Raw genomic sequence first — 21,510 nt, 5'->3', positions numbered from 1 at the left:
GATACCGTCCGGGCCATGCTAGTGAAAAAGCCACGCTCCGGAAGTTGGACTTAGGGGCAATGGAAGCCGGCATTGAGCAGGTCTCTCGCACCAGGTCTCTCGCACAACGCGATCACTTTCGATCCGAGGGGTTCATCTCCACGAAAGCCTTGGAGTTGCGTTTCATCTCTTGAAGCGACGGCCGATCGTTGCGGGACTCGGCAGGCAGCGGTTCTTGCGCGGCTTTCGCGATCGACTAATCATGCAGAGCAGCCTGGATCCGGAAGAAAGGACGGTGGCAGCCATGCGGGTGACGGCGGGCAATGCCGATCCAGCCGAACGCAATGTGCCGGGCAGGAATCGGCAGGCCGCATTCCTGCTCGCCGGTTCGTTGATTTGCTCGTTGCGGGAGCGTGTCGTAGGCACCGGCGGTGTCGGCCGGCGTTCCCAACCTCGGGCGGGTTGGCCGCGGCCGCCCGATCTGCCGATGTCCCGTCCCGGCTTCCGGGGCGTTGCGCCGCAAGCGGCAAACGGGAGCTGATTTCACCATGACCTTGACCCTCTTGCTGCTGATCAAGGCCGCAATGGCGGTTCTTATCCTGGCGATCGGAATGGGCGCCAGGCTCTCCGACATCCTCTATCTCGCAAGGCGACCGGCATTGTTGATGCGTTCGCTCGTAGCGATGTTCGTGATGGTTCCGCTGGCGGCCTGGCTGATCGCCGTATCATGGCCCTTGGCTCCCGGCGCCAAGGCCGCATTGCTGGTGCTGGCCGTTTCGGCAGGCGCGCCGCTGCTGCCCCGCAAGCTCGAAAAGTTCGGCAGTCCGGAATATTCGTTCAGCCTCGTCGTAACGACCTCGCTTCTGGCGATCGTGGTCGTTCCCCTGTGGGTGGCCGCACTCGCCAGCTACTTCGACGTCGCGGCGGATATCTCCTCCCTCGACGTGGCCACGTCGCTGGCAAAGTCGTTCCTGCTGCCGTTGGCGGCGGGGATGGCTCTGGGGGCTCTCCTGCCTGACCTGACGGCGCGCTATGCCGACAGGGCGACGATCATCGCCGGGGGAGGGCTGACTGCAGCCAGCGTACTGCTGCTCGTGCTCCACTGGCGGCTTCTGCTCGAAATCCAGGCGACGGGGATGTCTGCGCTGGTTGCGCTGATGCTGATCGCGCTTGCGATCGGCCACCTGTTCGGAGGCCCCGAACCGGGTGATCGGACGGCACTCGCCATCGCCTGCGTGACCCGACATGTCGGCATCGCCGTGATCGTCGCGACGACCTTCAGGGGGCCGAAGACGATGGTGATCCTTGCAGCCTATGTGGTCGCCTCGGTGCTCGTCTCGATCCCCTATCTTCGATGGCGCAAACGCAGCCTGCCGATTTCGGCGAATCCCGGGTGAGACAGATCGCCCGGCCCCGGAACACCATCGTGGATGGAGGGGGCGCGAGCCGTCTCCGGCATGTCGACTTTCGGCGTGCGAGCATTCCGGGGCCGAAGGGGGCACTCATGCGGGCTTGGAGGCGAGCCGGGGTCGCTCCCACGTGCCACAGGAAGAGCGCCGAAGTCCCTGCAGCGCGAACCGAGGTCCGGCCTCAGGCGCAAGTGGCCCGCCGCGGGCGGGGCCAACCCATCGCCGGCCGAATGTGTTGGCTTATTGATGCCCAAAAGCCCGCAATGGATGCGAGTTCGTCCAAGCATCTGGACGCCTGCGCACAACCCTGTATAGTCCCTGGCTGCATGTTGGACCTCCTCAGCGACATCCTCACCCGGCTCTCGCTCCGCGGCACGCTCTACTTCCGCACGAGCTTCACCGAACCCTGGGGCGTGCGTGTGCCTGCCTTCCGCGACGTGGCACGCTTTCACTTCGCGCACCGGGGCGAGGCGCTGGTGCGCATAGACGGGCAGCGCATGCCCGTCCACCTGGCGCAGGGCGACCTGATCGTCATCCCACACGGGACCGCACATGTGCTGTCCTGCCGGTATGCGGGCCCTGAAGAGGCGCTGCCGCTCGACGATGTGCTCGCGCGCTCCGGCTTTCCCGGACATGGCACGCTCGTCTGGGGCGGCGAGGAAAACCCGCAGGACACCCAGCTCATCTGCGGACATTTCGCACTGGCCGAGGGCTCGCGGCACCTGCTGTTCGAAAGGCTGCCGCCCTTCATCCACTTAAGGGGCTATGGCGAGGAGGCCGGCCCATGGCTCGAGGCGACGCTCAAGGTGATCGGCGCCGAGGCCGGGGGCGCGCGGCTCGGCGGCGACCTGATCGCGCTCAAGATGTCCGAGGCGATCTTCGCCCAGGCGATCCGGGCATATATCGAGCAGGCCCAGGGCCCCGAAAACGGCATCGCCGGCTTCGCCGACCCCCACCTTGCGCGGGCGCTGACGGCGTTCCATCGGCAGCCTGCCGCCGACTGGACCGTCGCAGCGCTTGCCCGGGAGGCGGGACTGTCGCGTACCGGCTTCGCCGAGCGTTTCACCACGCGGCTTGGCGTCACGCCGATGGGCTATGTCACGTCCTGGCGGATGCAGATCGCGCGCGAGGCGCTGACAACACGGGGACTCAGCGTCGCCGAGGCGGCCGAAGTGTCGGGCTATGCCTCGGAGTCGGCCTTCAGCCGGGTGTTCCGCAAGGAAATCGGACTGCCCCCTGCCGCTTTCCGGCAGACGAGCCAGGGCAGGCCCCGAGCGGCTTGATCGACCGTTCCATCTTTCGGACGATCTGCAATATCCAGCGGACTTTCTGAAATTCATCGTCCGGTCTGTTCGACGTAATCAGGTGGCGCGGCGAATGACTCGCCCTGATTGAAACTCCGTCGAAAGGACCCGCGCCATGCGCTTCGTCACCAAAACCATCCATGCCTGGCTCGACTATCCGGTCGCGGCAGCGCTGATCGCACTGCCTTTCCTGCTCGGCCTCGGCGCCTCGAACTCGCTTGCCCTCGTGGTCTCGCCAATTGTCGGCGTCGCGGCCTTGCTGCTGACCGTGTTCACCGACCATCAGTTCGGGCTGATCCGGCTGCTGCCGTATCGGCTGCATCTCGCCGTCGATCTGACGGTGGGGCTGCTGTTCCTCGCTCTGCCCTCCGCGCTCGGCTTTTCCGGACTCGACGCCGCCTACTACTACCTGAACGGCGTCGCGGTCGTGACCGTCGTCGCGCTGTCGAAGCCCGAAACCGTCATGGCCTCGGCCTGATCCGCAAAAAAGACCAAGCAAGGAACATATCCATGGCACGCATCACGCAAGTCTCCGACAGCACCGCCGGCCCCGAGGCAGCGGCGCTATTTTCCGCCATCAAGGACAAGATCGGCATGGTGCCGAACCTCTACCGCGTCGCGGCAAACCAGCCCGCCGTCCTGAACGCGCTGCTCGGGCTCAGCGAGGCGCTCGGTCGAGGCCGCTTCGATGCCCGAACCCGTGAGGCGGTCGCGCTGGCGGTGGCCGGTGCCAATGCCTGCGATTACTGCGCGTCTGCCCATGCCGCGATCTCGGCCGGGCTGAAGGTCCCGCCCGAGGCGATCGAGGCGCATCTCGCAGGCCGGTCGGACGATCCGCGCACGGCGGCGATCCTGCGGCTGGCGGTTGCCATCGCCGCCGAACGGGGGATGGTGGCGGACTCCGATCTGAGGGCGGCGCGCGAGGCGGGCCTGTCGGACGCCGACATCGTCGAGACGGTGGGCAACGTTGTGGCGAACATCTTCACCAACTACCTCAACCATGTCGCCGCCACCGACATCGACTTTCCCGCCCGTCGCGCCCGGGCAGGCTGAGGAAGCGGCCCGGCGGCAACGCCGCCGGGCCTTCACATCATTCGGCGGCATCGGCAGCAGGGGCGGCGCGGCTCGCCCGGAAGTGCTTCAGCCGCGGGGTCCCGGCGACCGCCGGAACGACGGCGGCCGCCCGGCGCTTGAGCTCCTCGCCAACCTGCGCAATCGCCTCGATCGCCGGCACCAGCCTTCGGCCGAGTTCGTTCAGTTCGTACTCGACCGACGGCGGCGAGGTCGGCATCACCCGGCGCTCGATCACACCGCATTCCTCGAGCTCGCGCAGGCGCGTCGTCAGCACCTTGGGAGAAACCTGGGGGATGTCGGCGCGCAGTTCGCTGAACCGCCGGGGCCCGCCACGCAGATACCAGATGATGTTCGGCGTCCAGGCGCCGCCGATTATCGCCATGCACTCCAGCAGCGGACAGGCCTCGGGCACCTTCGGCGCCTTGTTCTTCCGCATCTTCAAGGCCATGGCGGCACCTCCGGGGTTACCGATCGGAAACTCGAAAGTGAGGTATCATAAAGATAGCACGTTTACAAAGGAAACCTGATTTCCCTACTAAAGCTCCATGACCGACAGGGCCGGAACAGGAAAGGAAACGCCGATGAAACTCTATTACAGTCCCGGGGTCTGCTCGCAGTCGGTGCATATCGCGCTGAACGAGGCGGGCCTTGCCCATAGGATCGAGAAGGTCGACCTGACGAACAAGACGACCGAGACAGGCGCCGACTACGGCAAAATCAACCCGCTGGGCTATGTGCCCGCGCTCGAGCTCGACGAAGGGGAGGTGCTGCTCGAAGCCCCCGCGATCCTGCAATACGTGGCCGACCTGAAACCCGAGACGGGGCTCGCGCCGGCGAACGGAACGCTCGACCGTGTCCGGCTGCAGGCAGAGTTGAACTACACCGCCTCCGAGTTGCACAAATCCTTCGGTCCATTCTTCGCCCCGGTGAAGCCCGAGGGGGCGCTGAAGGATCAGGCGCTGGCCAAACTTGCCAAGCGCTTCGACGCGCTCGAGGAGCGGCTCGCGGACGGGCGGCCCTACATCATGGGGCAAACCTTCACCGTGGCCGACGCCTATACCTTCGTCGTCGCCTCCTGGGCGAAAATCATCGACTTCGACCTTTCCTCGCGGCCGAGGGTGCGCGACTACATAGCGCGGATCGCCGACCGGCCGAAGGTTCGCGAGGTGCTGGAGCGCGAGGGGCTGGCGGCATGATTGCACGAGCAGATCCCACCGCTCCGGGCAGACCTCACCACCCCCCGGGAGTGGCCAGATGGAACAGGCACGCGCGCGCATCGAGGCGCAGATGCAGCTTTACTTCGACGGCCTCTATCTGAGCGACGTGGACCGGCTGGCGAAGGTCTTCGACCCCGCCGCCCGTTACGTCTGCGCGACCGGCGAGGAGGCCATCAATCTAGGCATGAAGGAGTATTTCCCGATCGTCGCGGCGCGGGAACCTCCGGCCGCCCGCGGCGAGGCGCGACGCGACGAAGTGGTCGCAATAACCTTCGCCGGGGAGAAAACGGCTCTCGTCCAGGCACGCTGTGCGATCGGCGAGCGTCATTTCACCGACTTCCTCAGCTTCATCCACACGGCGGCGGGCTGGCGGATCGTCGCCAAGGTCTTCCACTACGAAACGCTGCCAAACCTCGCCTCGGACACGGAGTGACCCATGCCCTATGTCAACATCAAGATCACCCGCGACGGCGCCACCGCCGAGCAGAAGGCGCGGCTCATCAAGGGGGCGAGCGAGCTTCTGGTCGAGGTGCTCGGCAAGAACCCCGCCACGACCGTCGTCGTGATCGACGAAGTCGAGATGGCCAACTGGGGCATCGGTGGGCTTCCGGTGGAGGAGTTCCGCCGCAGATCGGCGGCCGAAGCGCGCCGGGCGCACGGCTCATGACGCGCGCGGTGGTGCTGACGCGGCGCCTCGGCCTCTCCGTGCCGATCCTGCTTGCGCCCATGGCTCAGGTCAGCGGCGGAGCGCTCGCTGCCGCCGTGAGTCGCGCTGGCGGCTTTGGCTTCATCGGCGGGGGCTATTGCGACCCGGACTGGGTCGCGCAGGAATTGAAGGCCGCCGCCGACACGCCGGTCGGGGTCGGTTTCATCACCTGGGCGCTGGCGGAGCGGCCGGCCCTCCTCGACGCTGTCATGCGGCACAGGCCGCGCGCGGTCTTTTTGTCGTTCGGGGACATTGCGCCTTTCGCCGAGCGCATCCGCGCCGCCGGTATCCCGCTTTTCGCCCAGATCCAGACCGTCGCCGGAGCGCGCGAGGCAGCAGCGCAGGGCGCCGACGTGATCGTGGCACAGGGCGGCGAGGCCGGTGGTCATGGCGCAGCGCGCGGGACGCTGGCACTCCTACCGGCCGTGCGCGATGCGATCGGCGATTTGCCGCTCGTGGCGGCAGGGGGCATCGCCGACGGGCGAACGATGGCCGCCGCGCTCGTGCTCGGAGCGGACGCAGTGCTCTGCGGCACAGCCTTCTACGCTGCGGAGGAGTCGCTTGCCCATCCACGCGCCAAGGCGACCACGCTGCGAACGGTCGGAGACGAGACCGCGCGCAGTTCGGTCTTTGACGCCGCGCGTGGGATCGCCTGGCCCGCGCCCTGGACGCTCCGTGCCCGCCGCAACGCCTTCCACGAGCGCTGGCGGTCAGATCCCGGCGGGATAGGACCCGACGAACGCGCGCGCTATGCCCACGCGGCGGCAGCAGGCGACACCGACACCGCCGCCGTTATCGTCGGCGAGGCGGTCGACCTTGTGCGCGAGGCCTTGCCCGCCGCCGCGATCATCGCGCGCATCGCGGACAATGCAAGGCATCGCCTGTCGGCGGCGCCAAACCTGGACTGGACAGCGGCCGAACGGATCGAACCATGATCGCTTTCCACAGACCGGGAGGCCCTCCGATGGCCCGCAAGGCGGCCTTTGCGCTGAAGGAGATGGCGCTCGACCATCGCGTTTTCCCGGTGGACATTCGTCGCGGCGGCCAGTTCGCGCCCGCCGTTGCCGAGCGTCTCGCAGCGCAGCGCGACTACCGCATCTCCGACCCAGCGACGGGAAGCCATGGAGATCTGGCTGCCGGCAATCCCGGTCCGTCACTGCGGGTGAAGCCCATCCAGAGCGGCGATAGCCAGGGCAAGCGCCGCCTTCACCGTTTCCTCGCGGATGTAATCGCGGCTCTTGTCCTCGAACAGCCGCTGCTCCGCCGCAACGGCCCGGCCGCGCAAAGCGATACCGAACCACACCAGCCCGACCGGCTTTTCCGCCGATCCGCCTCCGGGCCCGGCGATCCCGGTCACCGCGATCGCGATGCCGGCATGGGAACGCGCAAGCGCGCCCGCCGCCATCTCCACCGCCGTCTCGCGGGAAACGGCGCCGAACGCATCAAGCGTCGCGGCGGAAACGCCGACCATCTCCATCTTCGCAGCGTTGGAGTAGGTGACGAAGCCACGGTCGACGACGTCGGACGAGCCGGCTATGTCGGTCAGCGCGCCAGCGATCAGGCCACCTGTGCACGATTCGGCCGTGGCCAGCATGATGCCATGCGCGCGACAGGCCGCAAGCAGCTTCTCCGCAAGCTCGCGCCTGCCACTCATGCCGGCACGCTGCCGGGATAGGCCACGCTCACGGTTGCAATCGCCGCGATCCCTTCCTCGCGGCCGACGAAGCCCAGCCGCTCGTTGGTGGTGGCCTTGACCGAGATCCTGTCGGGCGTGATGCCGAGCATGGAAGCGAGGGCCTCGGTCATGGCCGCGCGATGCGGCGAGACCTTCGGCGCCTCGCAGATCAGGGTGATGTCGGCATTGGCGATGCGGCCGCCGCGCTCGCGCACGATCCGGGCAGCATGCTCCACGAAGAGGCGAGAAGCCGCTCCGCGCCATTGCGGATCGGAGGGCGGGAAATGCGTGCCGATGTCGCCGGCGCCGCAGGTGGCGAGCAGGGCGTCGGTCAGCGCATGGAGCCCGACATCGGCATCGGAATGGCCGGAAAGGCGCTTGCCGTGTGGGATCCTTACGCCGCAAAGCACGACATGATCGCCCGGCTCGAAGGAATGGACATCGTAGCCGTTGCCGGTGCGTATGTCGGGGAAGGCGGCCTGCGGCCCCGAAAGTCTCTGATCCGCCAAGGCGATATCCTTTGCCCAGGTGAGCTTTACGTTGTCGGGTGAGCCGGGCACCAGCCGCACCGCAATACCTGCCCATTCGGCGATCGCAGCATCGTCGGTGAAGTCGCTCCGGCCTCCGGCGAAGGCCTTCTCATGGGCATCGAGTATCTTCCGGAACGGAAATCCCTGCGGTGTCTGGGCCGAATGCAGCCCGGCGCGGGGAACCGTCTCGAGAACCGTCCCTCCGGGCGCCTCGCGCTTCAGCGTGTCGGAGACGGGAACCGCCGGCAATGCACCCGACGCATCCGACATCGCTTCGATCGTGCGGTCGATCAGTTCGGCGTCGACGAAGGGCCGAACGGCGTCATGGATCAGCACGGCCCAGGGATGCGCCTCGGCCAGGGCGAGCAGCGCGCGCCGCGTCGATTCCTGACGCGTGGCGCCGCCTTCCACGGTCGCGACGCGTTTCGCCAACGGCCCGACGGCTTCGGCGAACATCGCGCCATCGTCGGCGTGGATCGCCACAACGATCGGGCCGATGCCCGGATGGCCGGCAAAGGCCTCGATGGTGCGCGCGATGATCGGACGTCCGCCGATCCTGCGGTATTGCTTCGGCCCCTCGGCCGACTGTCCGGCACGTTCTCCGCGGCCCGCGGCCACAATCACCACCGCGACTTCGCCGCGGCTCAGGTCTGCTTTCCCGTTCATGACGTGAGGCTTAGTTCGGCGATCGTGGAAAGGCCAGCGCAAACCCGAATTCGCCGCATTTTCGAGCCAGGCAGGCTTGTGTGGTTTCGCCCACGCGTCGCCTGCCTGGCAGCGAGTCCTGCCGCAGGTTCTCGTCGGAAAACCGCGAGACACTTTTCCGAAACCTGCGTAGTTCGCAGTTGCACAAAAAATCGAAACTGTCTAGAAAACGTGCAGGCAACCGAACTGCCCTGAAATTGTGCATGGCTGATCTGGAAAAACTGACGAAACCGCTCGACATCGGGGGCGTGACGATCCGAAACAGGGTGTTCCTGGCGCCCATGTCAGGGGTTACCGACGAGCCTTTCCGGCTGCGGGCCCACGCCCACGGCGCTGGTCTCGTCGTGTCCGAAATGGTGGCAAGCGGCGAACTCGCCAGGGGCCGGGCGGGGGCGGGCCAGCGCCTGCGCCATTCGGGCCTGCCGGTTCACATGGTCCAGCTCGCCGGGCGCGAGGCCCAGCATATGGCCGAGGGCGCGCGGATCGCGGCGGGCGAGGGCGCCGACGTGATCGACATCAATATGGGCTGCCCGGCCAAGAAGGTGACCGGCGGCCTCGCCGGATCAGCCCTGATGCGGGACCTCGACCATGCGCTGTCCCTGATCGACGCCGTCGTCGGCGCCGTCGATGTTCCCGTCACGGTCAAGATGCGGCTCGGCTGGGACGAGGGGGCGCCGAATGCGCCGATGCTCGCCCGGCGCGCCGAGCAAGCCGGGGTGCGCATGGTGACGGTACACGGGCGCACCCGCTGCCAGTTCTATCAGGGCAAGGCCGACTGGCGCGCCATCGCGCGGGTCAAGCAGGCAGTATCGATCCCCGTCGTCGCCAATGGCGACGTCACGACGCCGCAGGACGCGGCGGCCGTTCTGGAGCAATCGGGCGCCGACGCCGTGATGGTCGGGCGCGGGCACTACGGCGCGCCCTGGCTCGCCGGATCGATCGCGCATGCGGCGGGCGCCGAAATCGAGCCGAACATCCCCGCGGCGGAAGACATGACCCCCTATGTGGTCGCCCACTACGAGGACATGCTCGCGCTTTACGGCACCGAGAGCGGACTGCGCCAGGCGCGGAAACATCTCGGCTGGTATCTCGGCCGCCACGCCGGAAATGTATCGGATGATCAACGCGCGAGGATCATGACGGGCACCGACCCCGCCGATGTCGTCGCCGGGCTGCGCAGGGTCTTCGGCCGCGCGGCGGAAAACGGTCAGTTGAGGAAAGTCGCATGAGCATAGCCGCCGCCCAGAGAGCACCGACATTCGACCCCGCCCAGTTGGTGCTCAATACGATCCGCCATCCGGTGATCATGATCGGGCCTGACGGCGCGATCACCTATGCCAATGCCGACGCCGAGGATTTCTTCCGGTCGAGCGCAGCGGTGCTGGCGCGCAACACGCTGGAGCGCTTTGCGCCTTTCGGCAGCCCCTTGCTGGCACTGGTCGAGCAGGTGCGCGAACGCCATGCTCCCGTGAACGAATATCGGGTCGACATATCCTCGCCGCGCCTCGGCGCGGACAAGATCGTCGACATCCATGTCTCGCCGGTGGCCGAGTTGCCGGGATCGGTCGTGGTGATGTTCCAGGAGCGTTCGATGGCGGACAAGATCGACCGCCAGATGACGCATCGCGGCGCGGCGCGTTCCGTCACCGGGCTGGCGGCGATGCTGGCGCATGAGATCAAGAACCCGCTGTCGGGCATCCGCGGCGCCGCCCAACTCCTCGAAAGCGCCGTGTCGGACGATGACCGCGCCCTTACCCGGCTGATCACCGACGAGACCGACCGCATCGTGTCGCTGGTCGACCGCATGGAGGTGTTCTCCGACGAACGCCCCATCGACCGCCATCCCGTCAACATCCATGTCGTGCTCGACCATGTGAAGGCCATCGCCCGGAACGGCTTCGCCCGGAACATCCGCTTCATCGAGGACTACGACCCGTCGCTGCCGCCGGTGCACGGCAATCGCGACCAGCTCATCCAGGTCTTTCTCAACCTGGTGAAGAACGCGGCCGAGGCGATCGACAGGGACGTCCCCGGCGAGATCACGCTTTCGACCGCCTTCCGGCCCGGCATCCGGGTTTCGGTGCCCGGAACGCAGGACCGCGTGTCGCTGCCGCTCGAATTCCGCGTCCACGACAACGGTCACGGCGTGCCGCCCGACATCCTGCCGATCCTCTTCGATCCCTTCATCACCACCAAGCCGAACGGTTCCGGCCTTGGTCTCGCTCTGGTGGCCAAGATCGTCGGCGAACATGGCGGCGTCATCGAATGCGATTCCACGCCGCGCGGCACGACCTTCCGCATCCTGATGCCCGCCTGGAAGGAAGCCGCCGGACACAACGACGCCGAGGGGAGCCCCGCACGATGACCGCTCGCGGACATATTCTCGTCGCCGACGACGATGCGGCGATCCGGACCGTGCTCAACCAGGCGCTGTCGCGGGTGGGCCACGAGGTGCGCGTCACTTCGAACGCCGCCACGCTGTGGCGCTGGGTGGCGGCGGGCGAGGGCGATCTCGTCATCACCGACGTCGTGATGCCCGACGAGAACGCCTTCGACATGTTGCCGCGCATCAAGAAGGCGCGGCCGGAGCTGCCCGTCATCGTCATGAGCGCGCAGAACACCTTCATGACCGCGATACGCGCCTCCGAGACGGGCGCCTACGAATACCTGCCGAAGCCCTTCGACCTCACCGAGCTGCTGAACATCGTCAGCCGCGCCTTGTCCGAGCCGCGGCGTCCGCTTGCCGATCAGCGCGGCGAGGAACAACTCGAGGCCATGCCGCTGGTCGGCCGGTCCGGCGCCATGCAGGACATCTACCGCATGCTCGCCCGCATGATGCAGACGGACCTGACCGTCATGATCACCGGCGAGTCCGGCACCGGCAAGGAGCTGGTCGCGCGGGCGCTGCACGAATACGGCCGGCGGCGGAACGGTCCCTTCGTCGCCATCAACATGGCGGCCATTCCGCGCGACCTGATCGAATCGGAACTGTTCGGCCACGAGAAGGGCGCCTTCACCGGCGCGCAGCATCGCTCGACCGGCCGCTTCGAACAGGCTGACGGCGGCACGCTGTTCCTGGACGAGATCGGCGACATGCCGATGGAGGCGCAGACCCGGCTGCTGCGCGTGCTCCAGCAGGGCGAATACACCACGGTGGGCGGCCGGACGCCGATCAAGACCGACGTTCGCATCGTGGCGGCCACCAACAAGGACCTGCGCAACCTGATCGGCCAGGGCCTGTTCCGCGAGGACCTGTTCTATCGCCTGAACGTGGTGCCGCTTCGCCTTCCGGCACTGCGGGAACGCTCGGAGGACATTCCCGATCTGGTTCGCCATTTCTTCAAGCAGGCGGAGAGCGAAGGGCTGCAGAAGAAGCGCATTTCGAGCGGCGGCATCGAGCTGATGAAACGCTATCCATGGCCGGGCAATGTGCGCGAGCTGGAGAATCTGATCCGCCGCCTGGCCGCGCTTTATCCGCAGGACGAGATCGCGCAGGAGATAATCGAATCCGAGTTGAGGACGGTCGATTCGCCCGTCGCGCCAGGCGGCAATCTGCTGCCTGAGGATCTGTCGATCAGCCAGGCGGTCGAACACTATCTGCAGCGGTATTTCGCCTCGTTTCCCGGCGACCTGCCGCCGCCGGGGCTGTATCAGCGCATTCTGGCCGAGGTCGAGTATCCGCTGGTGCTCGCCTCCATGACCGCCACCCGCGGCAACCAGATCAAGGCCGCGGAGCTGCTCGGCCTGAACCGGAACACGTTGCGCAAGAAGATCCGCGAGCTCGGCGTGAACGTCTACCGGGCCTCGAGATCGGCCTGAGGCCGCACTACGGGGCGCCCCGGCCCAAATCCGCGCGATACGCTGCCGGCTCCTTGATTTCGGCGAACGTCTTTGTTTCCCGAAACCGCTGAACACTCTCGGGAAGAGGTGCGTTGGCCGTCACGTCGACGCCATCCGTTTCCACGAACCGACGCACCAGGGCCTCGGCTGAGGGCACGGGGACGGACAGGAGCGTACGAGATTTCGTCGCGATGGCGCAGATGTTGCACAATCGCCACAATGCGTTGCATACATCCAACGCTGGTGAGGGTTCGATTGGCGGAATGACGACCGACATGCAGACGATTCCCGGACCGGGCATCCCCGGATCGGCGACGACCGAGGGGCGCCGCCTTCTGGCGCTGCCTGGTGTCGTGACCATCGTCGCCGCGCTGGTCACCGCGGCCGTGTCCTTCGCCATCCTGGTCGGGGTCACGCCGATCGTGCCCGATGAGGCGACCACTCTGTCGCTGATCGGCATCAACGCCGTCTTCATCCTGCTGCTGGTCGGCCTTATCGCACGCGAGGTCCATCGCATCTCGGCTGCGCGCAAGCGCGGCAAGGCCGCTTCGCGGCTGCATGTGCGCATCGTCGCGATGTTCTCGCTCGTGGCCGCTATCCCCGCGCTGATGGTCGCGATCATCGCCTCGATCACGCTCGACATCGGCCTTGACCGTTGGTTCGAACTGCGCACCAAGGCCATCATCAACTCGTCGCTATCGATCGCGGAAGCCTATGTGCAGGAGAACGCCCGCAACCTGCAGGGCACGACGCTGTCGATGGCCAACGACCTCGACAGGGCGAGAGCCCTCTACAATCTCGACCGGACCGGCTTCCGGGAACTGTTGACCCAGCAGGCGATCGGCCGCGCGCTCGCCCATGCCGCCTTGATCACGGAAGACGGCTCGCTGGTGATGGCCGCTCTTACCAATGCCGATTTCCCGATGCCGGATCCGCCGTCGGGGGCGGCGCAGCAGGCCGGCAACGGCGAAACGGTGCTGATCGAGCCGCGCACCCGAAACATCGTCGGCGCGATCGTCAAGCTGCGCGAAATCCCCGACACCTATCTCTACACGATCCGGCTGGTCGACCCCGAAGTGATCCGTGCCCGCCAGATCGTGCGCGCAAACACCGACGAGTATCGGGGGCTCGAAGCGAACCGGCGCACCACGCAACTCGCCTTCGCCATGCTCTATCTCGGTCTTACGCTCGTCGTGGTCTTGTCGGCGATCTGGACCGGCATCGCGGTCGCCGACCGGCTTGTCCGACCGATCCGCCAGCTGATCGGAGCCGCAGACGAAGTCGCAACCGGCAATCTCGACGTCTCGGTCCCGGTCCGCGCCAGCGACGGCGACGTGGCCTCGCTCGGCGACACGTTCAACAAGATGCTCTTGCAGCTGAAATCGCAGCGGGACGAGATCCTGACCGCCAAGGACCTTGTCGACGAACGCCGGCGTTTCTCGGAAGCCGTGCTGGCCGGCGTGACCGCCGGCGTCATCGGTGTCGATCCCGACGGCATCGTAACGATCGTCAACCGGTCGGCCGAGACAATGCTGGCGATTTCGGCCGAGGCGTCGGTCGGAAAGAACCTCTCCACCATCCTGCCGCATGTCGGCCGGGTGCTGGAGATCGGCCGCAACTCCCGGCGGCCGGTCTATCGCGAGCAGGTCACTTTCTATCGCGGCGGCGCAGAACGAACCTTCAACGTGCAGGTCACGATCGAGCAAGGCGACGCGGAGACCGAAACGGATTCCCAGTCGCGCGTGGTGACCGTCGACGACATCACGGACCTCGTCCAGGCGCAGCGCTCGTCGGCATGGGCCGATGTCGCCCGCCGCATCGCCCATGAGATCAAGAATCCTCTCACGCCGATCCAGCTTGCTGCGGAGCGGATCCGCCGCCGCTACGGAAAGGTGATCACGGAGGACCGTGAGGTTTTCGACCAATGCACCGACACGATCATCCGCCAGGTCGAGGACATCGGACGGATGGTGGACGAGTTCTCGGCCTTCGCCCGCATGCCCAAGCCCGACATGCAGATGCTGGACCTCCGGGAGGCGCTGCGCGAGGCCTCCTTCCTCGTCGAGGTCAGCCGCTCCGACATCGCGTTCGAGCGCAGCTTCGGCACCGAGCCGCTCATGGGCACCTTCGACAGCCGGCTAATGAGCCAGGCGTTCGGCAATGTCATCAAGAACGCGGCCGAGGCTATCGAGGCGGCCGGGCGCGAGAGCGCCGAGCCGGGCGTGATTCGCATCCGCGCCGCCCGACAGGGCAACATGATCCGCGTCGACGTGATCGACAACGGCAAGGGGTTGCCGCGCGAGAACCGGCAGAGGCTGCTGGAGCCCTATATGACGACACGCGAGAAGGGCACCGGCCTTGGCCTCGCTATCGTCAAGAAGATAGTCGAGGACCATGGTGGGCGACTCGAACTGCACGATGCGCCCCAGGATTTTTACGACGGGAGAGGGGCCATGATCAGCATGGTTCTGCCTGCTGCCGCCGCCCAGCCGGGCAACGGCGAGGCTGGATCGGTCGGCCCGAAGGAAGCTGAAAAGGTCGATAATGGCGTCTGACATCCTTATCGTCGATGACGAAGAAGACATCCGAGAGCTCGTCGCGGGTATTTTGAGCGACGAGGGCCATGAAACCCGCACCGCGCATGACAGCGACAGCGCGCTGGCGTCGATCGCCGGACGGGTGCCGCGGCTGGTGTTCCTCGATATCTGGCTGCAGGGCTCCAAGCTCGACGGCCTGGCGCTGCTCGATCAGATCAAGGCGATCCACCCCGAACTGCCAGTGGTGATGATCTCGGGCCACGGCAACATCGAAACCGCCGTTTCGGCGATCCGTCGCGGCGCCTACGACTTCATCGAGAAGCCCTTCAAGGCCGACCGGCTGATCCTGATCGCCGAACGCGCTCTCGAGACGTCGAAGCTGAAACGCGAGGTTTCAGACCTGAAGCAGCGCAGCGGCGAGACTTTCGATCTCATCGGCACTTCCGTCGCCATGAGCCAGTTGCGCCAGACGATCGAGCGGGTCGCGCCCACCAACAGCCGCATCATGATCATCGGACCGTCCGGCTCCGGCAAGGAGATGGTGGCGCGCGCGATCCATGCCGCGTCCACCCGCCAAAGCGGGCCGTTCGTGACGCTCAACGCCGCGACAATCACGCCCGAGCGCATGGAAATCGAGCTCTTCGGCACCGAATCCAACGGCGGCGAGCGCAAAGTCGGAGCGCTGGAGGAGGCGCATCACGGCATTCTCTACATCGACGAGGTCGCCGACATGCCGCGCGAGACGCAGGGCAAGATCCTGCGCGTGCTCGTCGACCAGCAATTCGAACGGGTGGGCGGCACGAAACGCGTCAAGGTCGACGTGCGCATCATCTCTTCGACCGCCCAGAACCTCGAAGCCATGATCGCCGAAGGCCAGTTCCGCGAGGATCTCTACCACCGCCTCGCCGTCGTACCCGTGACGGTGCCGGGGCTCTCCGAACGACGCGAGGATATCCCGTTTCTCGTCGACCATTTCATGCGGCAGATCGCGCGGCAGGCCGGCATCAAGCCGCGCCGCATCGGCAACGATGCGCTGGCCGTGCTCCAGGCACACAACTGGCCGGGCAACATTCGCCAGTTGCGCAACAACATCGAACGACTGATGATCCTGGTGCGCGCCGACGACGTCGAGACGCCGATCACGGCCGACCTGCTGCCCTCGGAGATCGGCGACGTCATGCCCCGCGCGCCCAGCCAGTCCGACCAGCACATCATGGCCCTGCCGCTGCGCGAGGCCCGCGAGTTGTTCGAGAAGGAATATCTGATCGCCCAGATCAACCGCTTCGGCGGCAACATCTCCCGCACGGCCGAGTTCATCGGAATGGAGCGCTCCGCGCTCCACAGGAAGCTGAAGTCGCTGGGCGTATGACACTCGGGCGGCTTGTCGGCGTCCTTGCCCGACGCTCCGCGTCGCGCTACCGACGTCGCGAGCCGGCGGGGCCAGGGGAAACAATGCGGGTTAGCTTGCCATGAAGGTCATCATCTGCGGCGCGGGGCAGGTGGGCTACGGCATCGCCGAGCGCCTTGCGGCGGAAAAGAACGACGTTTCCGTCATCGACACGTCGCCCGAACTGGTCCGGGCGATTCGCGATTCGCTCGATGTGCGCGGCTTCGTGGGCCACGGCGCCCACCCGGACACGCTCGAGCTGGCCGGCGCCCAGCAGGCCGACATGCTGATCGCGGTGACGCTCTATGACGAGGTGAACATCGTCGCTTGCGAGGTCGCGCACGCCTTGTTCAACGTTCCCACCAAGATCGCCCGCATCCGCGCTCAATCCTATCTGCGTCCGCACTACCAGAACCTGTTCTCCCGCGAGCACCTGCCGATCGACGTGATCATCTCGCCGGAGCTGGAAGTGGCCGAGATGGTGCTTCGCCGCATCGCGCTGCCCGGGGCGACCGACGTCGTCGGATTCGCGGACAACAAGATCGCCATGCTGGCGATCGAATGCCAGGACGAATGCCCCGTCATCAACACGCCGCTCGCGCAGTTGAGCGAGTTGTTCCCGGACCTTCCCACGACTGTCGTGGGCGTCACGCGCAACGGCACGCTGTTCGTCCCGCGCTCGTCCGACCAACTGGTCGCCGGCGACCTTGCCTATGTCGTGACCACCAAGGACCAGGTCCGCCGCACTCTCGGGCTGTTCGGCCACGAGGAGCAGGAAGCGACACGCATCGTGATCGCCGGTGGCGGCAATATAGGACTGCATGTCGCGCGAACCCTGGAGCAGCGCCAGAGCCGCACGCGCGTGAAGATCATCGAGAGCGGGCGCGAGCGCGCGGTCGCGATCGCCGACGAACTGAGGCGCTCGGTCGTGCTGCAAGGCAGCGCCCTCGACCAGAAGCTGCTGCAGGAAGCCGACATCCATGATGCCGACCTGATGGTCGCACTCACCAACAACGACCAGGTCAACATCCTTGCCAGCGCCATGGCCAAGCGGCTGGGCTGCAAGGCCAATCTCGCGCTGATCAACAATCCCGCCTTCCACGACATCACCAGGACGCTGGGGATCGACGCCTATGTCAATCCGCGCGCGGTCACGATCTCCCGCGTGCTCCAGCACGTGCGCCGGGGCCGCATCCGCGCCGTGCACAGCGTGCAGAAGGGGGCAGCCGAGATCATCGAGGCCGAGGCGCTCGAGACCTCGCCGCTGGTCGGTCCCTTGCTCCGCGATCTCGAACTGCCGCATGGCGTGCGTATCGGTGCGATCTATCGCGGCGGCGAGGTCATCAAGCCCAGCGGCGCTGTCCGCATCAAGCCCAAGGACCGGGTCGTCATCTTCGCCCTGGCCGACGAGGTGAAACAGGTCGAGCAGTTATTCCGGGTCAGCCTGGAGTTTTTCTGAGCGCCCGTTTTTAACGCGCACGCGCCGCCCGAATCGCCTTACCACAGGGTCGAAACCCCCGCGCCACGAGAAGGAACGCCCATGCCGCGCATCGCCTATGTCAATGGCCGCTATATCCGCCATGCGCAGGCGGCCGTCCACATCGAGGATCGCGGCTACCAGTTCGCCGACGGCGTCTATGAGGTCTGCGAAGTGGCGCGCGGCTATATTGTCGACATGACGAGGCATCTGGACCGGCTGAACCGATCCTTGTCCGAGCTCCAGATCGCCTGGCCAATGACGCGGTCGGCGTTGCAACTGGTCATGCGCGAGGTGGTGCGCAGGAACCGCGTGATCAACGGCCTCGTCTATCTGCAGGTGACGCGCGGCGTCGCGCCCCGCGATCACGCCTTTCCGGCGCCCGGCGTAAAGCCCGCGCTGGTGGTGACGGCAAAACGCAGCGATCCGGCCGCGGCCGCGAAGAAGGCGGAGACCGGGCTCGCCGTCATCACCGTGCCGGAGAACCGGTGGGACCGTGTCGATATCAAGACAGTCGGCCTCCTGCCGAATGTGCTTGCCCGCCAGCAGGCGAGGTCCGTCGGTGCCCAGGAGGCCTGGTTCGTCGATCCGGACGGAACCGTGAAGGAAGGCGCGTCCACCAATGTGTGGATCGTGACCAGGGACAGCCGCCTCGTCACGCGACCGGCCGACCACGGGATCCTGCGCGGGATCACGCGCGCAACGGTGATCGACGTCGCCGCGAAGCTCGGTCTCGAGGTCGAGGAAAGGGCCTTCAGCGTGGCCGAGGCCAAGCAGGCAAGGGAGGCTTTCATCACCGCCGCGACCATGGTCGTGATGCCGGTCGTGACCATCGACGGCACGCCCGTCGCCAACGGCCATCCCGGCTCAGTTGCACTTTCATTGCGTCACGCGTTTTTTGACATTGCGGAAAAAATCAAGGCCTGATAACCGCTTAGGTGGCAGGGACACATACCATCACGTTTTGCTTGTCTGGCTCGCGCCGCGCAGGACATGCGTGCTTGACATGGGTAGGATATTGAGTCGCTACTAGCCGCAAGACGTTTGGGGATGGCGAAAGAAAAAAATGGCGGAAAGATCGCAAAATCTGCAGGACCTCTTCCTGAACTCGGTTCGTAAGAGCAAGAACCCTCTTACGATTTTCTTGATTAACGGCGTTAAACTGACAGGTGTCGTCACCTCGTTCGACAATTTCTGCGTGCTTCTGCGCAGGGACGGGCACTCGCAGCTCGTGTACAAACACGCCATTTCCACCATCATGCCGAGCCAGCCGGTTCAGATGTTCGATGGTGAGGACAACGGCCGGGACGCTTGATTGGTCGATGAAAAAGGCGCGGGCGGGCGCATGAGCGCCGGCGAGGCGGCGGAGCTTTCCGGTGCCGCCGCCACCACGCGCGCCGTCGTCATCGTCCCGGTCCTGACGCGGCCGGGACGCGCCGATGATTCGCAATGCAGGCCCCGCCTGGCGCGTTCCCCCGAGGCGAGGCACGACGAAGCCGTCGGCCTCGCGCGCGCAATCGATCTCGAACCGGTCCACACGGCGATCGTCGCGATCGCGGATCCGCGCCCGGCCACTCTGCTCGGCAGCGGCAAGGTCGACGATTTCGCGGTGATCGTGAAGGACACCAAGGCGGAACTGGTCATCGTCGATCATCCGCTGACGCCGGTGCAGCAGCGCAACCTCGAAAAGGCGCTCAACGCCAAGGTGCTGGACAGGACGGGCCTCATTCTCGAGATTTTCGGCCGGCGGGCGCGCACCAAGGAGGGCACGCTCCAGGTCGATCTTGCCCATCTGAATTACCAGAAGGGCCGGCTGGTACGGAGCTGGACCCACCTGGAGCGGCAGCGCGGTGGCGCCGGCTTCCTCGGCGGCCCGGGCGAAACCCAGATCGAGGCCGACCGCCGCATCCTGCAGGAGAAGATCCTTCGCCTGAAGCGCGAGTTGGAAACGGTGCGCCGCACGCGCGAACTGCATCGCGCCAAGCGCAAGAAAGTACCATTTCCGGTCGTTGCCATCGTCGGTTACACCAATGCCGGAAAATCGACGCTGTTCAATCGGCTGACCGGCGCCGGCGTGCTGGCCGAGGACATGCTTTTCGCGACGCTGGACCCGACACTGCGGCGCCTGCGGCTGCCGCACGGCACGACCGTGATCCTGTCCGACACGGTCGGCTTCATCTCCGACCTGCCGACCCACCTGGTGGCGGCCTTCCGGGCGACGCTGGAGGAGGTGGTCGAGGCCGAACTCGTCATCCATCTTCGCGACATCTCGGATCCCGACACGGCCGCGCAGTCCGAGGACGTCGAGCAGATCCTTGCCGATCTCGGCGTCGACGCTTCCGATACGAATCGCGTCATCGAGGTCTGGAACAAGATCGACCGCCTCGACGAAGCCAATCGTGAAAGGCTGCTCGCCGAGGCCGCCGGCGGACGCGGCGCGCCTCCGGTCGCGATTTCGGCAGCCACGGGCGAGGGCATCGGCACGTTGCTTGCGGCAATCGAGGAGCGTGTCGCCGGCACGCTCGAGCCGATGGTGGTGAAGCTCGCGCCAAACCAGCTCGGGCTGATCGACTGGCTCTACCGCAACGGCGACGTAATCAAACGCAAGGACGGCAACGACGGCAGCGTGACCCTATCGCTCAAGGCCACAGCCATGGCCAGGAGCGAGATCGAAAGCCGATTGAGAAAGGAAAACAGAGGCTAAGTCGCCTTACTTCGCCTTCTTTGCCTGCTGCCAGAGGGCTTCCATCTCATCGAGATCGGCCGCCTCCAGGCTGCTGCCCCGCGCCTCGAGCGCCCTCTCGACATGGTGCAGCCGCGAGCGGAACTTCCCATTGGTGCCGCGAAGGGCGGTCTCAGCGTCGATATCGAGATGCCTGCCGAAATTGACCAGGGCAAACAGCACGTCGCCGAATTCGTCGGTGACGGCTGCCGTATCGCCCTTCTCCATCGCCTCGCGCAGTTCGGTGATCTCCTCCTCGATCTTGTCGAGGATCGGCTTTGCATCCTTCCAGTCGAAACCGACGCGTGCGGCCTGTTGCTGCAGCTTAAGCGCGCGGGTGAGGGCCGGCAGTCCGACGGGAACGCCGTCGAGGTACCCCCGGCCGTGATCCTCCGGATCGCGGCCCCGCGCCAGACGAGCAGCGTGTTTTTCGGCCTTCTCCTCGGCCTTGATGCGATCCCACATGCCTTTCGCGGAGCCGGCGGCGCGCGCCTCGGCATCACCGAAGACGTGCGGATGACGACGGATCATCTTGGTCGTGATCGTCTTCACCACGTCGCCGAAGTCGAATTCCCGCTGCTCCTCGGCCATCCGGGCGTGGAAGACCACCTGCAGCAGGAGATCGCCGAGTTCCTCGCGCAGGTCGGCCATATCGCCGCGTTCGATCGCATCGGCGACCTCGTAGGCCTCCTCCAGCGTGTAGGGCGCGATCGTCGAGAAGGTCTGTTCGACGTCCCATGGGCAGCCGGTGACAGGCGTGCGCAGGGCAGCCATGATCTCGACGAGCCGGCCTATGTCTTTCGATGGCTGCATGATCCCGGTTTACCTCTCGTTCCTGCTTCCCGTGCGGCCGATGAAGGGCCATATCAATGGCCTCTACCGTATCGGCCCGCGAATCGGAATCGGTTTTCGGCGACGACGATGCGGCCGTTCATCGTATCGGTGCCC

22 protein-coding genes are annotated in these 21,510 nt (G+C 66.1%); 17 read left to right on the top strand and 5 right to left on the bottom strand.

The genetic code is table 11. From position 1 onward, the window contains the following. Positions 1–527 precede the first annotated feature (527 nt). The 4 genes from JN280_RS23665 (at position 528) to JN280_RS23650 (ending at position 3,745) form a co-directional block, all read left to right on the top strand. Positions 528–1,376, top strand: a complete 849-nt coding sequence (locus tag JN280_RS23665) for a bile acid:sodium symporter family protein (protein ID WP_202305854.1) — start codon at positions 528–530, stop codon at positions 1,374–1,376. Positions 1,377–1,714: 338 nt separating this feature from the next. Beyond that, complete coding sequence (locus tag JN280_RS23660) at positions 1,715–2,671, top strand: AraC family transcriptional regulator (RefSeq protein WP_244741980.1); 957 nt, start codon at positions 1,715–1,717, stop codon at positions 2,669–2,671. Between the two features lie 136 nt (positions 2,672–2,807). Further along, entirely contained in the window at positions 2,808–3,170 is a 363-nt protein-coding gene (locus tag JN280_RS23655) for a hypothetical protein (RefSeq protein WP_202305852.1), read from the top strand. Positions 3,171–3,202: 32 nt separating this feature from the next. After that, positions 3,203–3,745, top strand: a complete 543-nt coding sequence (locus JN280_RS23650) for a carboxymuconolactone decarboxylase family protein (RefSeq protein ID WP_202305851.1) — start codon at positions 3,203–3,205, stop codon at positions 3,743–3,745. A 37-nt stretch (positions 3,746–3,782) separates the two neighbouring features. On the opposite strand, the gene JN280_RS23645 is transcribed toward JN280_RS23650, so the two are convergent. Continuing rightward, entirely contained in the window at positions 3,783–4,214 is a 432-nt protein-coding gene (locus JN280_RS23645) for a winged helix-turn-helix transcriptional regulator (RefSeq protein WP_244741976.1), read from the bottom strand. A gap of 133 nt (positions 4,215–4,347) precedes the next feature. On the opposite strand from JN280_RS23645, the gene gstA reads away from it, so the two are divergent. Genes gstA through JN280_RS23625 form a run of 4 tightly spaced genes read left to right on the top strand, consistent with a single transcriptional unit; the run spans position 4,348 to position 6,624 of the window. Then, a complete protein-coding gene (gene gstA, locus JN280_RS23640) occupies positions 4,348–4,962 on the top strand; it encodes a glutathione transferase GstA (protein WP_202305849.1) in 615 nt (204 codons plus the stop codon). Positions 4,963–5,020: 58 nt separating this feature from the next. Next, on the top strand, positions 5,021–5,416 hold the full coding sequence (locus JN280_RS23635) for a nuclear transport factor 2 family protein (protein ID WP_202305848.1): 396 nt from the start codon (positions 5,021–5,023) through the stop codon (positions 5,414–5,416). 3 nt (positions 5,417–5,419) lie between these two features. Next, entirely contained in the window at positions 5,420–5,650 is a 231-nt protein-coding gene (locus tag JN280_RS23630) for a tautomerase family protein (RefSeq protein WP_202305846.1), read from the top strand. Further along, positions 5,647–6,624, top strand: coding sequence for a nitronate monooxygenase (locus tag JN280_RS23625; RefSeq protein ID WP_202305844.1), 978 nt, complete (start codon positions 5,647–5,649; stop codon positions 6,622–6,624). Before JN280_RS23630 ends, JN280_RS23625 begins: the two co-directional genes overlap by 4 nt. 218 nt (positions 6,625–6,842) lie before the next feature. Here JN280_RS23625 and JN280_RS23620 read toward each other — a convergent pair whose 3' ends face one another. Continuing rightward, positions 6,843–7,343 carry a CinA family protein gene (locus JN280_RS23620; RefSeq protein ID WP_202305843.1) on the bottom strand — a complete coding sequence of 167 codons (501 nt, stop codon included), beginning with the start codon at positions 7,341–7,343 and terminating at the stop codon, positions 6,843–6,845. Next, positions 7,340–8,560: a bifunctional 2-C-methyl-D-erythritol 4-phosphate cytidylyltransferase/2-C-methyl-D-erythritol 2,4-cyclodiphosphate synthase gene (locus JN280_RS23615; RefSeq protein WP_202305842.1), complete on the bottom strand. Its 1,221-nt coding sequence runs from the start codon at positions 8,558–8,560 to the stop codon at positions 7,340–7,342. Before JN280_RS23615 ends, JN280_RS23620 begins: the two co-directional genes overlap by 4 nt. A 242-nt stretch (positions 8,561–8,802) precedes the next feature. Here JN280_RS23615 and dusB point away from each other — a divergent pair, with 242 nt between their 5' ends. The 3 genes from dusB to ntrC are packed head-to-tail and all read left to right on the top strand — an operon-like array spanning position 8,803 to position 12,418. Then, positions 8,803–9,828 carry a tRNA dihydrouridine synthase DusB gene (gene dusB / locus JN280_RS23610; protein WP_202305841.1) on the top strand — a complete coding sequence of 342 codons (1,026 nt, stop codon included), beginning with the start codon at positions 8,803–8,805 and terminating at the stop codon, positions 9,826–9,828. Then, complete coding sequence (locus JN280_RS23605; RefSeq protein ID WP_202305840.1) at positions 9,825–10,964, top strand: two-component system sensor histidine kinase NtrB; 1,140 nt, start codon at positions 9,825–9,827, stop codon at positions 10,962–10,964. Before dusB ends, JN280_RS23605 begins: the two co-directional genes overlap by 4 nt. Next, on the top strand, positions 10,961–12,418 hold the full coding sequence (gene ntrC / locus JN280_RS23600) for a nitrogen regulation protein NR(I) (RefSeq protein ID WP_202305839.1): 1,458 nt from the start codon (positions 10,961–10,963) through the stop codon (positions 12,416–12,418). Before JN280_RS23605 ends, ntrC begins: the two co-directional genes overlap by 4 nt. A 7-nt stretch (positions 12,419–12,425) precedes the next feature. Here the strand turns inward: ntrC and JN280_RS23595 are convergent, their stop codons facing one another. Next, a complete protein-coding gene (locus tag JN280_RS23595; RefSeq protein WP_202305838.1) occupies positions 12,426–12,716 on the bottom strand; it encodes a hypothetical protein in 291 nt (96 codons plus the stop codon). Between JN280_RS23595 and JN280_RS23590 the strand changes: the two genes are divergently transcribed. From JN280_RS23590 to hflX, 6 genes are all read left to right on the top strand, one after another. Continuing rightward, positions 12,715–14,994: a sensor histidine kinase NtrY-like gene (locus JN280_RS23590; protein ID WP_244741971.1), complete on the top strand. Its 2,280-nt coding sequence runs from the start codon at positions 12,715–12,717 to the stop codon at positions 14,992–14,994. The genes JN280_RS23595 and JN280_RS23590 overlap by 2 nt on opposite strands. Continuing rightward, positions 14,984–16,345, top strand: coding sequence for a nitrogen assimilation response regulator NtrX (ntrX, locus tag JN280_RS23585; protein ID WP_202305835.1), 1,362 nt, complete (start codon positions 14,984–14,986; stop codon positions 16,343–16,345). The genes JN280_RS23590 and ntrX overlap by 11 nt, the downstream gene beginning before the upstream one ends. Before the next feature lie 100 nt (positions 16,346–16,445). Continuing rightward, entirely contained in the window at positions 16,446–17,822 is a 1,377-nt protein-coding gene (gene trkA, locus JN280_RS23580) for a Trk system potassium transporter TrkA (protein ID WP_202305833.1), read from the top strand. Between the two features lie 81 nt (positions 17,823–17,903). After that, positions 17,904–18,767 carry a D-amino-acid transaminase gene (locus JN280_RS23575; RefSeq protein ID WP_202305831.1) on the top strand — a complete coding sequence of 288 codons (864 nt, stop codon included), beginning with the start codon at positions 17,904–17,906 and terminating at the stop codon, positions 18,765–18,767. Positions 18,768–18,906: 139 nt separating this feature from the next. Further along, positions 18,907–19,155: an RNA chaperone Hfq gene (gene hfq, locus JN280_RS23570; RefSeq protein WP_202305829.1), complete on the top strand. Its 249-nt coding sequence runs from the start codon at positions 18,907–18,909 to the stop codon at positions 19,153–19,155. Positions 19,156–19,185: 30 nt separating this feature from the next. Continuing rightward, entirely contained in the window at positions 19,186–20,544 is a 1,359-nt protein-coding gene (hflX, locus tag JN280_RS23565) for a GTPase HflX (RefSeq protein ID WP_202315005.1), read from the top strand. Positions 20,545–20,550: 6 nt separating this feature from the next. On the opposite strand, the gene mazG is transcribed toward hflX, so the two are convergent. After that, positions 20,551–21,375: a nucleoside triphosphate pyrophosphohydrolase gene (gene mazG, locus JN280_RS23560; protein ID WP_202305825.1), complete on the bottom strand. Its 825-nt coding sequence runs from the start codon at positions 21,373–21,375 to the stop codon at positions 20,551–20,553. Positions 21,376–21,510: the final 135 nt, after the last annotated feature.

It is taken from the genome of Mesorhizobium sp. L-8-10 (genome assembly GCF_016756635.1).
Taxonomy (GTDB): Bacteria; Pseudomonadota; Alphaproteobacteria; order Rhizobiales; family Rhizobiaceae.
This window is presented reverse-complemented; position numbering and strand designations above follow the sequence as displayed.